14 protein-coding genes and 1 tRNA gene are annotated in these 13,716 nt (G+C 60.0%); 11 read left to right on the top strand and 4 right to left on the bottom strand.

Going from position 1 to position 13,716, the window contains the following annotated elements; genetic code table 11:
- Positions 1–82: 82 nt before the first annotated feature.
- Both B7Z76_RS10200 and B7Z76_RS10205 read left to right on the top strand, forming a co-directional pair.
- Positions 83–937: a hemolysin family protein gene (locus B7Z76_RS10200; RefSeq protein WP_291343733.1), complete on the top strand. Its 855-nt coding sequence runs from the start codon at positions 83–85 to the stop codon at positions 935–937.
- 116 nt (positions 938–1,053) lie between these two features.
- The gene (locus tag B7Z76_RS10205; protein ID WP_291343735.1) at positions 1,054–1,275 is read left to right on the top strand and encodes an EexN family lipoprotein; all 222 of its coding nucleotides are present in this window, start codon (positions 1,054–1,056) and stop codon (positions 1,273–1,275) included.
- 196 nt (positions 1,276–1,471) lie between these two features.
- Here the strand turns inward: B7Z76_RS10205 and B7Z76_RS10210 are convergent, their stop codons facing one another.
- The gene (locus B7Z76_RS10210; RefSeq protein WP_174502661.1) at positions 1,472–1,801 is read right to left on the bottom strand and encodes a DUF1330 domain-containing protein; all 330 of its coding nucleotides are present in this window, start codon (positions 1,799–1,801) and stop codon (positions 1,472–1,474) included.
- Positions 1,802–2,341: 540 nt separating this feature from the next.
- Here B7Z76_RS10210 and ehuB point away from each other — a divergent pair.
- The 6 genes from ehuB (at position 2,342) to B7Z76_RS10240 (ending at position 6,968) form a co-directional block, all read left to right on the top strand.
- Positions 2,342–3,220: an ectoine/hydroxyectoine ABC transporter substrate-binding protein EhuB gene (ehuB, locus tag B7Z76_RS10215; RefSeq protein ID WP_291343736.1), complete on the top strand. Its 879-nt coding sequence runs from the start codon at positions 2,342–2,344 to the stop codon at positions 3,218–3,220.
- A gap of 25 nt (positions 3,221–3,245) precedes the next feature.
- Positions 3,246–3,911: an ectoine/hydroxyectoine ABC transporter permease subunit EhuC gene (gene ehuC / locus B7Z76_RS10220; protein WP_291343737.1), complete on the top strand. Its 666-nt coding sequence runs from the start codon at positions 3,246–3,248 to the stop codon at positions 3,909–3,911.
- A complete protein-coding gene (ehuD, locus tag B7Z76_RS10225; protein WP_291343738.1) occupies positions 3,908–4,600 on the top strand; it encodes an ectoine/hydroxyectoine ABC transporter permease subunit EhuD in 693 nt (230 codons plus the stop codon). Before ehuC ends, ehuD begins: the two co-directional genes overlap by 4 nt.
- Positions 4,597–5,391 (top strand): ectoine/hydroxyectoine ABC transporter ATP-binding protein EhuA, encoded by a 795-nt coding sequence (gene ehuA, locus B7Z76_RS10230; RefSeq protein WP_291343740.1) that lies wholly within the window; start codon positions 4,597–4,599, stop codon positions 5,389–5,391. The genes ehuD and ehuA overlap by 4 nt, the downstream gene beginning before the upstream one ends.
- Positions 5,392–5,628: 237 nt before the next feature.
- Positions 5,629–6,816: an alanine--glyoxylate aminotransferase family protein gene (locus tag B7Z76_RS10235; protein WP_291343741.1), complete on the top strand. Its 1,188-nt coding sequence runs from the start codon at positions 5,629–5,631 to the stop codon at positions 6,814–6,816.
- A 77-nt stretch (positions 6,817–6,893) separates the two neighbouring features.
- Positions 6,894–6,968 (top strand) — tRNA-Thr (locus B7Z76_RS10240).
- A gap of 74 nt (positions 6,969–7,042) precedes the next feature.
- Here B7Z76_RS10240 and B7Z76_RS10245 read toward each other — a convergent pair.
- Positions 7,043–8,098 carry a cyclase family protein gene (locus B7Z76_RS10245; protein ID WP_291343743.1) on the bottom strand — a complete coding sequence of 352 codons (1,056 nt, stop codon included), beginning with the start codon at positions 8,096–8,098 and terminating at the stop codon, positions 7,043–7,045.
- A 175-nt stretch (positions 8,099–8,273) separates the two neighbouring features.
- On the opposite strand from B7Z76_RS10245, the gene B7Z76_RS10250 reads away from it, so the two are divergent.
- The 3 genes from B7Z76_RS10250 (at position 8,274) to B7Z76_RS10260 (ending at position 10,611) form a co-directional block, all read left to right on the top strand.
- Positions 8,274–8,672 (top strand): helix-turn-helix transcriptional regulator, encoded by a 399-nt coding sequence (locus B7Z76_RS10250; RefSeq protein WP_291343745.1) that lies wholly within the window; start codon positions 8,274–8,276, stop codon positions 8,670–8,672.
- Between the two features lie 66 nt (positions 8,673–8,738).
- A complete protein-coding gene (gene arsC, locus B7Z76_RS10255; protein WP_291343746.1) occupies positions 8,739–9,161 on the top strand; it encodes an arsenate reductase (glutaredoxin) in 423 nt (140 codons plus the stop codon).
- 133 nt (positions 9,162–9,294) lie between these two features.
- Positions 9,295–10,611, top strand: a complete 1,317-nt coding sequence (locus B7Z76_RS10260; protein WP_291343748.1) for an arsenic transporter — start codon at positions 9,295–9,297, stop codon at positions 10,609–10,611.
- A 29-nt stretch (positions 10,612–10,640) separates the two neighbouring features.
- On the opposite strand, the gene B7Z76_RS10265 is transcribed toward B7Z76_RS10260, so the two are convergent.
- Entirely contained in the window at positions 10,641–12,011 is a 1,371-nt protein-coding gene (locus tag B7Z76_RS10265) for a HAMP domain-containing sensor histidine kinase (protein WP_236656246.1), read from the bottom strand.
- A gap of 108 nt (positions 12,012–12,119) precedes the next feature.
- Entirely contained in the window at positions 12,120–12,803 is a 684-nt protein-coding gene (locus B7Z76_RS10270) for a response regulator transcription factor (protein WP_174502668.1), read from the bottom strand.
- Positions 12,804–13,716: the final 913 nt, after the last annotated feature.

The raw sequence follows: 13,716 nt of genomic DNA on the forward strand, positions 1-13,716 counted from the left end.
AAAACATGACCTTGCGCTGGGCTGGCGTGGGGGCTGCGCGCCGAAGCGAAAAAAATCATCGGCGGAGCCGGAGACTGCGCCGATGAGTGGGTCGTGGTTCTCACGCCTGCTCAGCAAGATGCGCGAGCAGCCCGATCTGCGCCGGCAGATCGGCGAGCTGATGGAAGAAGCCGCCGAAGAAGCCGGCGGCGATGAGGGCGGCACCGGGCTTGACCGCCAGGAACGCGCGCTGATCGCCAATGTCCTCCGCCTGCGCGGCATCACCGCCGACGACGTGATGATCCCCCGCGCCGACATCGTCGCCATGCGCGCCGACGTCACGCTGGACCAGGCGATCGACCAGATCCGCCGCGAGGGCCATTCCCGCATGCCCGTCTTCGGCGAGCATCTCGACGACATTCTTGGCATGGTCCACATCAAGGATGTGGTCGGTTACACCGGCCGCCCCGAGGCCTTCTCGCTCCGTACCATCCTCCGCCGCCCGCTGATGGTCGCCCCGCAGATCCCGGTCCTCGACCTGCTGCTGCAGATGCGCCAGCGGCGCACCCATCTCGCCCTCGTCATCGACGAATATGGCGGCGTCGACGGGCTCGTCACCATCGAGGACCTCGTCGAGACCATCGTCGGCGACATCGACGACGAGCACGACGAGATCGAGGGCCCGCTGATGATCGACCGTGACGACGGCGCGGTCGATCTCAACGCCCGCCTTCCGGTGGAGGATTTCACCGCCAGGTTCGGCGATTTCCTGACCGAGGAGGAAAAGGAAGCCGATCTCGACACAGTGGGCGGCCTCGTCTTTACCCTCGCCGGACGCGTGCCCACCCGCGGCGAGATCATCGCCCACCCCGCGGGTATCGAGTTCCTGGTCCTCGACGCCGATGCCCGCCGCATTCGCCGCCTGCGCGCCCGCCGCATCGCCCCCGAAACAGACTAATCGGATCATCCTTACCTTACCGTCCCGGCAAGGGTCTTTTGCTGCCCCCGTGCCTACCGCGCCGCAGCGCGCGGGCACAGATAAGGGAAGCAGATCACCAACCAAGGACAATCATCATGACCCGCAACATCCTGCTCAAGCTGCCCATCGTTCTGGCCCTTGCCGTTGCACCCGCACACGCAGCAGCAACGCATGACGTACCCTGGTTCACTCTTCACGCCTCAGCCCGTCAGGCCGCGATTGCGACCTGCGCCGCCAATCCCGGCGATCTCGCGGCAAGCCCTGACTGCATCAACGCCAATGCGGCCGCCCACGAGGCACTCGCCAGCGAACTCTGATCCGTAACCTTCGTCTTGCGAGCGGTGCCGATCGCCGCGATGCTGCACTGCAGCAAAAGCGAATCGGCGTCGATCGCAAATCTGCTAATGATCTGCGCAGACAGTTTTCCCTGAACTTGGCAAAATAAAATCCCGATCCGATCAGGCGCTGAAGCCTGATCGGATCAGGCGATTGCCGTCGGCCTCCCTCTCGAGGTTACGAGAAGCGGCCGTCCGCATCGGAACCCGGTTGCATGCCGTCATATCCCTCTACCACCACAACATCAGCGGCTGAGGCACCTGCCCGCAGCGCCTTCGCCTTTGCGTATTCGGGCGAGTGATAGCAGGCCAGCGCGGTCGCACGGTCTGGAAACTCCAGCACCACGATGCGGGACCTCATGCTTCCCTCGACTGCCTCCACCGTTCCGCCGCGCACCAAGAACCTCGCACCGTATTTTGCGAACGCTACCGCATTCTCGCGCACGTAAGCCGCATAAGCCTCAGGATCGCTCACATCGACGCTCGCGATCCAATATCCCTTCGCCATTTCCCCGCTCCATCCGACTGCTGACTGATCATTCGCGCTCAGCGCAAAACATGACATGGCAAAATCACATCGTAAAACCCGTCTGCGCCAACACACATCATGATGTCACTACAGCAGGTAGACTTCATCGAAAAATTTACCGGATGCTCTGAAGTGGGTTGTTCGCTGTATAGAAGCGGCATTTCTATTTCGTATATTCAATAATAGAATTACGATTTTTTCTAAACCATATCTTATCTTGAATAATTGAAAATATATAATAAAATTTAATTATGGAACAGATAATACATATCATAAATCATTGATCTATCCAATAATCAAAACGCCTGCAGGTGTTATCATATCATATCCGTATGTAAATAATATTATCATGGTTTTTTCTTTATTTTGATACATATTATTCAAATAACGGCAACCTGTAAGGAAAAATCTGTCTGATATGGGTTTGAGAATCGTGGTTCGGTTATTGCCTCAGTGATCCGGGTTGATGGTCGCCGCTACGACTTGATTGTTCGAGAGCGAGAGGAAGAGGAGGGAAACATGACATTTTCAACAACACGGCGCAGCGCGCTCACCCTGTTCGGCGCCGGCATGACCGCCGCAACCCTCGGCGTCCCCGGCGATGCGGAAGCGGCGAATGTGCTCGAGGGCATCCGCCGCCGCGGCTTCATCCGCATCGCCATCGCCAACGAGGTGCCTTACGGCTTCATGAACGCCGACGGCCAGGCGCACGGCATCGCCCCCGACGTGGCGAAACACGTCCTCGGCGAAATCGGCATCCACCGCCAGCAATGGGTTGTCACCCCTTTCGGCTCGCTGATCCCCGGCCTCAAGGCCCGCCGCTTCGACATGGTCGCCGCCAGCCAGAACGTGCTGCCGGCGCGCTGCACCCAGGTCGCGTTCTCGGTCATCAATTCGAGCTATGGCGAGGGCCTGCTGGTCAAGGCCGGCAACCCGCTCGGCATCCATGGCTATGACTGGTTCCTCAAGCACCGCGACAAGAAATTCGCGATCGTCGCCGGCGCCGACGAACTCCGCTTCGCCCACGCCGTTGGCATCCATGACAGCCAGATCGTCAATCTCAGCGCCAATGCCGACGCGCTCTCCGCCGTGGCCGATGGCCGCGTCGCCGCCTATGCCGCGACCGGCCTTACGGTCGCCCGCCTCGCCCGCCACAGCAAGGCGGTCGAACCCGCCGCCCCATTCACTCAGCCCGTGGTGCATGGACATTCGGTGCGCAGCTACGGTGCCTTCAGCTTCCGCAAGGACGAGACCTCCCTCCTCACCGCCTTCGACAAGGCGCTCGACGCCTACAAGAAAACCGACGCCTGGGCCCACACGCTGATGAAATATGGCCTGACGAAGCAGGACGTCGAAGCCGCCCGCCAGATGACCACGGCGGATCGCTGCAAGGCGTGACGATCGGCGCGGCGGAGCAGACCTGATGCACTGGACCGGCTTCATCGCCCCGCTCGCGCGCGGCGCATGGATCACGGCCGAGATCACGGCATATTCGACGGTGCTGGGCGCGGCCCTGTCCTTCGCCGCCGGTCTCGGCCGCGTCTCGCGCAGCCGCGCCGCCCGCGTCACCGCCGCAGTCTATATCGAGATCTTCCGCGGCACCTCGCTACTGGTCCAGATGTTCTGGCTCTATTACGCGCTGCCCCTGCTCGGCCCCTCGCTGTCGCCAATGGTCAGCGGCGTGCTCGCCCTCTCGCTCAATATCGGCGCCTATGGCGCCGAGGTCGTGCGCGGCGCGATCAACGCCGTTCCGCGCGAGCAGTGGGAAGCCTCGACCGCGCTCAGTTTGACCCGCCGCCAGGCGCTCTGGCGGATCATCATGCCCCAAGCCCTCGCCGAGATGATGCCGCCCTTCGGCAATCTCGCGATCCAGAACCTGAAGGACACCTCGCTGGTCTCGCTGATCACCATCAGCGACCTCACCTTCCATGCCGATGCACTGCGCAACCTCACCCTCGCCAGCACGCCGATCTACACGCTGACCCTGCTGATGTATTTCGGCATGGCACTGGTGCTGATGGTGCTGATCCGCATGATCGAACGCTGGAGTCGCCGCCACCTCGCCCCGGCACGGGGTGCGCACGCATGATCTACGGCATCCACTGGAATCTCCACACCCCGCTCGCCTTCGCGATCTCGATCCTGCCCATCCTGCTGATCGGCATGAAGGTCACGGTGGAGGCGACCATTCTCGGCTTCCTGGTCGCCCTGCTGCTCGGCCTCGTCCTCGCGCTGCTGCGGCGGGTGCCACTGCGGATCATCGCCTGGCCCACCGCGGTGGTGATCGAATTCCTTCGCGACACGCCGCTGCTCGTGCAGCTCTTCTTCCTCTATTACGTGCTGCCGAAATACGGCGTCACCCTGCCCGCCCTGTTTACCGGCGTGCTCGCCCTCGGCGTGCAGTACAGCGCCTACACATCCGAGGTTTACCGCGCCGGGCTCGATGCGATCGATCGCGGCCAGATCGAGGCGGCGACGGCGCTAAACCTCTCTCGCGCGCGGCTCTACCGCACCATCATCCTGCCGCAGGCGGTCCCGCGCATCATCCCCGCGCTCGGCAACTACCTCGTCTCGATGATCAAGGACACGCCGGTGCTCTCGACCGTGACGGTGATGGAAATGCTCAACCTCGCACAGATCATCGGCGACCGAACCTATCGTTACCTCATCCCGCTGACCATCGTCGGCGCCCTGTTCCTGCTGCTGACGGTGATCGCCAGCGCCGCCGTCAACCGGCTCGACCGGGCGCTGCCCAAGGAAGGAGTTCCATTGCGATGAGCCCGCCCGCCGAACCCGGGACGGCCCCGGACGAGATCATCCGCTTCGAGACCGTCACGAAGCGCTTCGGCGCGCTTACCGTGCTCGACGAATTCGACTTCCACGTTGCCCCCGGCGAGAAGGTGACGCTGATCGGCCCGTCCGGCTCCGGCAAATCCACAGTGCTGCGCATCCTGATGACACTGGAGCCGTTCCAGAAAGGCCGCGTCGAGCTCGACGGCATTTCCTATCACGAACCCGGCGGCAAGGGTCCGTTCAAGGCCTCGCCGCGACATTTGCGCGAGATCCGCACCCGCGTCGGCATGGTGTTCCAGGGCTTCAACCTGTTCCCGCACATGACCGTGCTGCGCAACATCATCGAGGCGCCCGTCGCCGTGCTGAAGATCCCGAAGGAGGAGGCGATCGAGCGGGCGATGGGCCTGCTTGACCTTGTCGGTCTCGCCGACAAGAAGGACGCCTATCCCCGCCAGCTTTCGGGCGGCCAGAAGCAGCGCGTCGCGATCGCCCGCGCCCTCGCCATGCGCCCGCGGGTGATCCTGTTCGACGAACCGACCTCGGCGCTTGATCCGCAGCTCGTCGGCGAGGTGCTGAACGTCATCCGCGATCTCGCGCACGAGCACGATCTGACCATGCTGATGGTCACCCACGAAATGCGCTTCGCCCGCGAAATCTCGGACCGCGTCTGCTTCTTCGACCAGGGCCGCATCGCCGAGCAGGGCTCGCCGGAGGAGATTTTCAGCGAACCGCGCGAAGATCGCACCCGCGAATTCCTACAATCCGTGCTTGGCTGATTGGTCTCGGGCGCTCGTTACTTATCGCCCCCTTGGCCGTGGCATCCAAAATAGAGCACCGCAGATCGACCAGGTATGGTCGGGGCATCATACGTACTGTATTCGTCAACGAAGCCAGTTTTTCCGATCTGCCCGACCATGTCGCATGCCATATCTGGCCTGAAGCGGGCATGATCCGGGTGGCGGGCCGCAGACTTTGAAACTGACGTCTGCCATTGCCGAAGGAACATAGGACCGATGACCACCGACACCCCCCGCAAGCCTGGCCGGCTGTTCTTTGCGAATCCCGGCCCGACCAACATACCTGACTCGGTATTGCGGGCGATGGACCGGCCAACAACCGATTTCATGAGTGCCGATTTCATCGACATCTATGACCGCGCAGTTGCGGGACTGAAACGGCTGCTGTTCACCACCGGCGAGGTGTTCATCTACACCTCCAGCGGCCACGGCGCCTGGGAAGCAACGCTGCAGAACCTGTTCTCGCCGGGTGATCGCATCCTGATGCCAGTTGCAGGGTATTTCTCCCGCGTCTGGGGGGCGATGGCGCGCACGCTCGGGCTTGATGTCGAGATGCCGGAAGCCGACTGGCGGCGTGGCCCCGATATCAGCGCGATCGCCGACCGGCTCGCCGCCGACACCGCGCACCAAATCAAGGCGATCTGCATCGTCCATAACGAAACCTCGACCGGCGTGGCGGTACCTCTGCCCGAAATCCGCGCCGCGCTGGACGAAGCCGGCCACCCGGCGCTGCTGCTGGTCGACACCATCTCCTCCTTCGGCTCGTTCGAATTCCGCATGGCGGACTGGGGGGTCGACGCCGTGGTCGGCGGCAGCCAGAAGGGTCTGATGCTGCCCGCCGGCCTCGCCTTCACTGCGGTGAGCGAGAAGGCACTCGCCGCCCATGCCGAGGCGCGGCTGGCAAGGTTCTATTTCGACTGGACCCGGATGATGGCGCGCCGGCATCGCAGCTTCGCCGGCACCGTGCCGATCGCCCCGTTTTATGGCCTGCTGGAAGCCGTGCGGCTCATCGAGGCGGAAGGGATCGAAGCGGTATGGCGCCGGCATCATCGCCTCGCGGAAGCGACGCGGCGGGCGGTATCGGTCTGGAGTGGCAATCAGGGTGTGGCGTTCTTCTGCACCGATCAGGCTCGTCGGTCGGATTCGGTGACCGCAATCCTGATGCCCGAGGGTCACGACGGCGAGGCAGTGCGTCGGATCGCCTATGAACGCTTCAACGTCTCGCTCGGCGCCGGACTCGATCCGCTCGGCGGCAAGGTGTTCCGCATCGGCCATATGGGCGATCTGAACGAGCCCATGCTGCTGGGCACGCTCGGCGTGGTCGAGATGGCGCTGCGCCTCGCCCGCGTGCCGCACGCCCGCGGCGGCGTCGATGCGGCGATCGACTATCTTGGCGCCGGCTGAACCTGCACCAATTTGCACCTGACCGGCCGAGCCACTTGTTGAGTCTCGCAGCCGCTCAGGGTAATCAGACGAAGTGGGCCGGGTTAGCACAGCGGTAGTGCAGCGGTTTTGTAAACCGAAGGTCGGGGGTTCAAATCCCTCACCCGGCACCAGCCCTCCACCAGGTCCGATTTTGAGCGCTCTTGGCAACAGGCGGGCAAATCGCCCGGCCTGTTGTCCTGAAATTTCAAACGGTCGCGATCGGCGTTACTGGTGAGCCGACAGCGCCTGGCAGACGCAAGGGGGGGGCGGTCAGCAGGAACCTCGATCGACCGTTGGTTCGCAACCAGTCTGCGAGCGGCGTAAGATGCCATAGCTCGCCGAGATGGATCCCGTTCTTGAACAGGCAGTGTTCGTGGATCGGCAGAACCGAACAGCACTCGTCGGCGCCGGGTTGCGCCGGGAAGGCTTCGACGGCGTAATTGTCAGCAATCAGCACGGAGAGGCCACTGTCCGTGATCCAGTTCAGCAACCGGGAATCACGGCCGTTTAGAACCGCACAGGCTCCATGAAGGATTGCCGCATCCGGTTTGCGGTCCATGTCGAGGAGAAGCTGGGCAAACCCCGTATGCAGGCAGATCATGTCTCCGGTTTCGACCTCGACACGATCGGTCTCGATCACCCGCATGAGTTCATCGTAGCCGACCAAGGTGCGGGCATCGCCATAATGAGCTCGCAGGTCGATCATCACGCCGCGCCCCTGCACTCCGCGACTGGCCATCCGCTCAATGCCCAACGCCCCGGCATTCGATGTGCTGTATCGCCTCATCGCGGTCCGAATGCCGGCGTCCTTGCCATCCTCAGGCCCGACAATATGCTCTCCAGCACGAAAACCGTTATAAAATACCTTCTCCAGGATCCCATCTCCGTCGACGTCGAACAGACCGCCGACATGGGACAGTGCATCCCATTGCGTCGAATATTGCAGATGGATGATTGCCAGATCATCATTGAACACATCGGTTCGCGCACGCTCCGGGCCTGTCAGCGTGCAATTGAAATTGGGCCGATCCCCTCGCAAGGTTGGCCGCAGAACCGGCGGATGTCGCCGTTCATTGAGCAGGTTACCCCCGGGATAATCGAGCGGCAGACTGAGACAGAAGACAAGTCCCTCACGCGCTTCAGCAAGCCCCTGCCGCACGTTTTCCGGCGTGATCAGGTTGAGGCGACCATTCTGGTCATCCGGTCCGAAATCCCCCCAATTCGACCCTTCAGGTCGATGACGCCAGCGCGGGTTGGCCATTTCATTTCCCCTCTATCCATGTGTTGGCATTGCATTGATCAACAACATCAAGCGCGTTTGAGGGCAATCGTGAAGCCGCAAGCACGCCGAATTTTCACGTCCGACTCGCTCGCCAGACCCGACGACATCTCCAGATCGGCTTGCCAATGGCTTATGATATGATATTTCGATAATTATGGAAAAATCGCATCGTGGTCAGGAAGGGCGAGACATCGCCTGGATGGTGGCGGCTCTCTCTGCCCTTGCACACGAGCATCGGCTTGCGATCTATCGTCTGCTGGTTGAAGCAGGCCCGGTCGGGTTACCCGCAGGTGAGATTGCGGATCGCCTCGACATTGTGCCGTCATCCCTGACATTTCACGTTCAGGCCCTGGCAAGAGCCGATCTGATCACACAGCGGCGGGCGAGCCGCAACGTGATCTATGCGGCCGATTTTTCCGCCATGAACGATCTTTTGTCCTATCTGGCCAAAAATTGCTGTGGTCAGGATCCTGTCATCCATCCCGCATTGTGCGATCCCTGTCTTACGGCAACGCAACAAAGCTCAGAGCGGTCGGATGAGCATTTCACCTAATTATCAGTCCCGCGGGGGCCGGATGCAAAACCAAGGCAGCCGCATAAACCGACAAGGAACCGTATTGTGAGTGTTACGATCTACCATAATCCCGCCTGCGGCACGTCACGCAACGTCCTGGGCCTTATCCGCAATGCGGGGATCGAGCCGATCATGATCGAGTATCTGAAAACACCGCCAGGCCGCGAGCAATTGCGCGACCTGATCACGCGGATGGGAGTACCCACGCGCGCCATCCTGCGCGAAAAGGGAACACCCTATGCCGAACTTGGCCTCGACGACGATAAATTGACCGACGATGCACTTCTCGATGCGATGATGGCGCATCCGATCCTGATCAACCGGCCGATTGTGGTAACCGACAATGCCGTGCGTCTCTGCCGTCCTTCGGAAACGGTGCTCGACATTCTGCCCGCCCCCCAGCGGGGCGCCTTCGTCAAGGAAGACGGCCAGCAGGTGATAGACAACGCCGTTCAGAAACAACCCTGAACCTCCAGCTCATGGAGCACTTTCCGATCCTGATGGATCGGATGTAGTGCCCTATCATATTGATAAACAGAGCATCTTTATCCGACCAGATGACCCATCCGATCGGGCGATGCTCTAAGCCGGAAGAAAAATCATGCTCGCCTTCGCGATTTTCATCGCCACGCTCGTGCTCGTCATCTGGCAGCCCCGCGGCCTTGGCATCGGCTGGAGCGCGATGGCCGGCGCGGTGGTCGATCTTGCGCTCGGCATTGTCCACTGGCGGAATATTCCCACCGTCTGGCACATCGTCTGGAACGCGACTTTCACTTTCGTCGCGCTGATCGTGATTTCGTTGCTGCTCGACGAGGCTGGCTTCTTTCGCTGGGCGGCGCTGCATGTCGCTCGCTGGGGACGAGGGCGCGGGCGATGGCTCCTGCCACTGGTCGTGCTGCTGGGTTTCGTGATTTCTGCTGTCTTCGCCAATGACGGGGCCGCCCTGCTGCTGACGCCGATCGTCATGGCGATTCTCGCCAGCCTCGAATTTCCCCCCGCGGCGGCACTCGCCTTCATCATCGCGACCGGCTTCGTCGCAGATACGACGAGTCTGCCGCTCGTCATCTCCAACCTCGTCAACATCGTCAGCGCCAATTTCTTCGGGATCGGCTTCAACCGCTACGCCCTGGTGATGGTTCCGGTCGATTTCGTCGCCCTCGCCGCGACGCTGGCCGTGCTGATGCTCTGCTACGGCAAAGCCTCCAACCGGCACTACGATGTCACCGAACTCGAAACCCCGGCACACGCCATTCACGACCACGTGGTCTTCCGCGCCGCGTGGCCGGTGCTGATCCTGCTGCTCGCAGCCTATTTCGTCACCGCGCCGCTGGGTGTGCCCGTTTCCTACGTGACGATCGCCGGCGCGCTCGTATTGCTCGCACTTGCGGCCCGCTGGCCCGCTGGCGGCCGCCGTGTGATTGATGTCGGGCGCGTGTTGCATGGCGCACCCTGGCAGGTCGTGATCTTCAGCCTCGGGATGTATCTGGTTGTCTACGGGCTACGCAACGCCGGGCTCACCGGCCATCTCGCCGCCCTGCTGCGGATCTTCGCCGCGCATGGGATCTGGGCCGCCTCGCTCGGCACTGGCATCCTCGCTGCCCTGCTCTCCTCGGTGATGAACAACCTGCCGAGCGTGCTGGTCGGCGCGCTGGCCATCGCCCATGTTCACGCCTCCACCACGATTCGCGACGCGATGGTCTATGCCAATGTCATCGGCTGCGATCTCGGCCCCAAGCTCACCCCGATCGGCAGCCTCGCGACGCTGCTTTGGCTGCATGTCCTTGCCGGCAAGGGAGTGCGGATCGGCTGGGGCGAATACATGCGTATCGGCCTGCTGATCACGCCGCCGGTTCTGCTGGCGGCACTGGCCGCACTGGCATTCTGGCTACCGATGACCTTTTCAGCCGGCCACGGATAACGTCCGGTGGTTTGATAATCATCAGTAGCTTATTCTGCCATTGACGCAGCCGCTTCCGGTTGCCCGGCTGCCGGGCGGGTTTCGTCTTTCTGCGCAAGCACAAGACGCGCACGCAGCCCGGGCTGGTTATCCTCAAGCAACAAGGTCCCGCCGTGCAACTGCGCAATCGCCGACACGAGAGCCAGGCCCAACCCAGATCCCGGCGTGGAACGGGCCGACTCCGCGCGGTAAAAACGCTCGGTCGCGCGGGATAGGTCAGCTTCGGGAATTCCGGGCCCGTGATCAGCGACGATAATTTCCACACGCCCCCCGCCAGCGTGAGCGGAAATCGTTACCTTGTCCGCCTGGCTGGAAAACTTGATGGCGTTGTCGAGCAGATTCGCGACAGCCTGCTGGAGCATGTCGCGATCACCGAAAAGCGGAATTGATTTGGGCCAATTCCTGAGAATCGAAATGCCGCGCTCATCTGCAAGAGCGTCAAAGAATTCGGCGAGATCATCTAGCACAGGTGCAAGATCGATATCCCTGAAAGCCGATCGCCTGGCTCCCGCCTCAATTTCCGCGATGCGCAGCAACGCCTGAAAGACGTTCACGATTCCGTCGAGATCAAGGGTCGCACGCTCGACCGCGTTGCGCAGTTCCTCACTGGTGCGGGCATGTGATGCAGCGTCCTCAAGCCGTGTGCGCGCCCGGGTGATCGGCGTACGGAGATCATGCGCGATCGCGTTGGAGACCTCGCGAACGCCGTCCATCAGCTTGGCAATCCGGTCGAGCATATCGTTGATCGTTTCGGCGAGTTCGTCGAACTCGTCGCCATTGCCGGAGCGGCGTACCCGCCGGGTCAGATCTCCCCGGGCAATCGCACGCGTGATGCCGGATATATCCGCAAGCGAACGCTTGAACAGGCCGCGAATGACGATGGCGCCGAGAACCCCCAGAAACGCCATAGCCGCCAGCGCCCAGAGAAGACCGTCCCGCAAGATACGTCGCAACTGCGCGCGCGTGCTGACGTCCCGCCCAACAAGCAACTGAAAGCCACCGGGTAGTTCGTAATATCGAATCAGTGCCGTCGATTTTCGCCCTCCCCGTTCGAGCGGCACCTGATACCAGACATGCGCGGTGGTGATTCCTTGCGGCCAACGGCTCATGTTGCCGGCAATCCGGTTGCCAAGGGGATCAACCAGCAAATAGATGGCGTGATCGTTTATGTCCTCGCTGATCCGGCTATCCAGCGTGATAACCAGAGCGGTCAGCCCGCCGGCCTCGAAATGAGTGGCAAGACTACGGGCATCCACCCGTATCGCTTCGTGGGTCTGCCGCCCCAGAAGGCCGATCGTTGAATAATAGAGCGAGCCCGCGAGCACGATGGCCGATATGCCGAAAACAAGGGCATAGAACACCGCGAAACGGACCCCCGCCGAACGCAGGAGTCGGTTCTGCACTCCCCGCGGTTGAAGCGGATCCTGCCCCTCTGTCGTACCGGATAGAGACCTTGCCACCGACGGGCCTTAGGGTTCCTCAACGCGAAGCATATAGCCAGCGTTACGCACCGTATGCAGCAAGGGCAAATCGAACGGCTTGTCGATTTTCTGGCGAAGCCGCGAAATGTGCACATCGATCACATTGGTCTGCGGATCGAAGTGATAGTCCCACACGCCCTCGAGAAGCATGGTTCGCGTGACGACCTGGCCGGCATGGCGCATAAGATATTCGAGCAACCGGAACTCACGCGGCTGAAGATCTATCTTCTGGCCAGCGCGCTTCACACCCCGGGACAGCAGATCCATTTCGAGATCTCCCACCGCAAGGCGCGTCGAAGGCCCCTCGCCCTTGCCACGCCGCGCCATCGCCTCGACACGCGCCAGCAATTCCGCGAATGCGAATGGCTTGGTGAGATAGTCGTCTCCCCCCGCCTTCAGTCCCTTGACCCGGTCATCCACCTCCCCGAGCGCAGACAGAAACAGGACGGGTGTCGCGTTATCCTGAGCACGAAGCGTCTCAAGCAGCCGCAGCCCGTCGATCCCGCCAGGGAGCATTCGGTCGAGAATGATTGCGTCAAAATTCTCGGACGCAGCCATGAACAAGCCATCACGGCCATTATCGGCATGCTCGACAGTATGCCCGGCCTCCCGCAAGCCTTTAACTACAAAGCCGCCGACATCCTTGTCATCCTCAACAACCAATATCCTCATGATTGCCCCCCAAATTCAGCAGGCCCAAAGGCACCTGTTACAAATTGTGTCCACATCTTGCGATTTTTTTGCCTCCGAAAAGCAACTCTTGCGAACGGCACCGCTATGACCCCGGAATTTCATCATCTGCTTTTGCCACGTAAATGAGACTTTGTCCTGATGGCAAGATTATCGACAACGACGCGCGGCCCCGGCAAATGGCCGAGACCGAAGCGCCATATCTCATGACTTGTACAATATTCATCCGCATGATTTTGTCCCGTATCGCGCAAAAGACAACGACGAGCGAAAAATTTTTAATTCAATATTTTATGATACGTATCTAAAGAAATTGAATTCAAAGTAAATTTTTCATCATAAAAAATTTTATTGAATTTTTATTGTATATTATATCTGTTAAATTTCCAATGAATCGATATATGCGCCGATTTACATATGATGAAATCAATGCCCATCGACGCCTAATTATTTTCAAACAAGACCCCAAACAAATCACTCCGGCAATCCTTACTCACGCCAGATCGATTTTCATGCCATACGATTTCGACACGTGATAACTAAAATGCACTTTCTAAAGCGTTTCATCAACGTTACGAGTTATGCACATTCATAAAACATATTTTGGAAGAAACGGGGTTTTATTGGTAATTTTTTATTATTCATGAAATTGATAAGTAAAATTATTATGATTAATTTTTTGTCATTTTGTATGAAATATCTTTGTGACCAATATTTTATAAATATATCACAAATAATTGTAAATAGAACTTTTCAATAATTGATATTTATTATTGGCGGTAAATCTCTTGTCGCTGCACGACGACCTCCCATCATATAACCTTAGATAGTAATTCATAAAATTATTGGTTGCATTGAATTACCCGAGGGCCTGTCCATCGGATCGGAAGCCTCT

Origin of the sequence: Acidiphilium sp. 20-67-58 (assembly GCF_002255515.1) — a bacterium.
Taxonomy (GTDB): Bacteria; Pseudomonadota; Alphaproteobacteria; order Acetobacterales; family Acetobacteraceae; genus Acidiphilium.

What these genes read in the sequence shown, in the direction of transcription:
- B7Z76_RS10200 (WP_291343733.1), top strand. Translation starts at nt 83, where the DNA reads ATGAGTGGGTCGTGGTTCTCACGCCTGCTCAGCAAGATGCGCGAGCAG.
- B7Z76_RS10205 (WP_291343735.1), top strand. Translation starts at nt 1,054, where the DNA reads ATGACCCGCAACATCCTGCTCAAGCTGCCCATCGTTCTGGCCCTTGCC.
- B7Z76_RS10210 (WP_174502661.1), bottom strand. Translation starts at nt 1,801, where the DNA reads ATGGCGAAGGGATATTGGATCGCGAGCGTCGATGTGAGCGATCCTGAG.
- ehuB (WP_291343736.1), top strand. Translation starts at nt 2,342, where the DNA reads ATGACATTTTCAACAACACGGCGCAGCGCGCTCACCCTGTTCGGCGCC.
- ehuC (WP_291343737.1), top strand. Translation starts at nt 3,246, where the DNA reads ATGCACTGGACCGGCTTCATCGCCCCGCTCGCGCGCGGCGCATGGATC.
- ehuD (WP_291343738.1), top strand. Translation starts at nt 3,908, where the DNA reads ATGATCTACGGCATCCACTGGAATCTCCACACCCCGCTCGCCTTCGCG.
- ehuA (WP_291343740.1), top strand. Translation starts at nt 4,597, where the DNA reads ATGAGCCCGCCCGCCGAACCCGGGACGGCCCCGGACGAGATCATCCGC.
- B7Z76_RS10235 (WP_291343741.1), top strand. Translation starts at nt 5,629, where the DNA reads ATGACCACCGACACCCCCCGCAAGCCTGGCCGGCTGTTCTTTGCGAAT.
- B7Z76_RS10245 (WP_291343743.1), bottom strand. Translation starts at nt 8,098, where the DNA reads ATGGCCAACCCGCGCTGGCGTCATCGACCTGAAGGGTCGAATTGGGGG.
- B7Z76_RS10250 (WP_291343745.1), top strand. Translation starts at nt 8,274, where the DNA reads ATGGAAAAATCGCATCGTGGTCAGGAAGGGCGAGACATCGCCTGGATG.
- B7Z76_RS10260 (WP_291343748.1), top strand. Translation starts at nt 9,295, where the DNA reads ATGCTCGCCTTCGCGATTTTCATCGCCACGCTCGTGCTCGTCATCTGG.
- B7Z76_RS10270 (WP_174502668.1), bottom strand. Translation starts at nt 12,803, where the DNA reads ATGAGGATATTGGTTGTTGAGGATGACAAGGATGTCGGCGGCTTTGTA.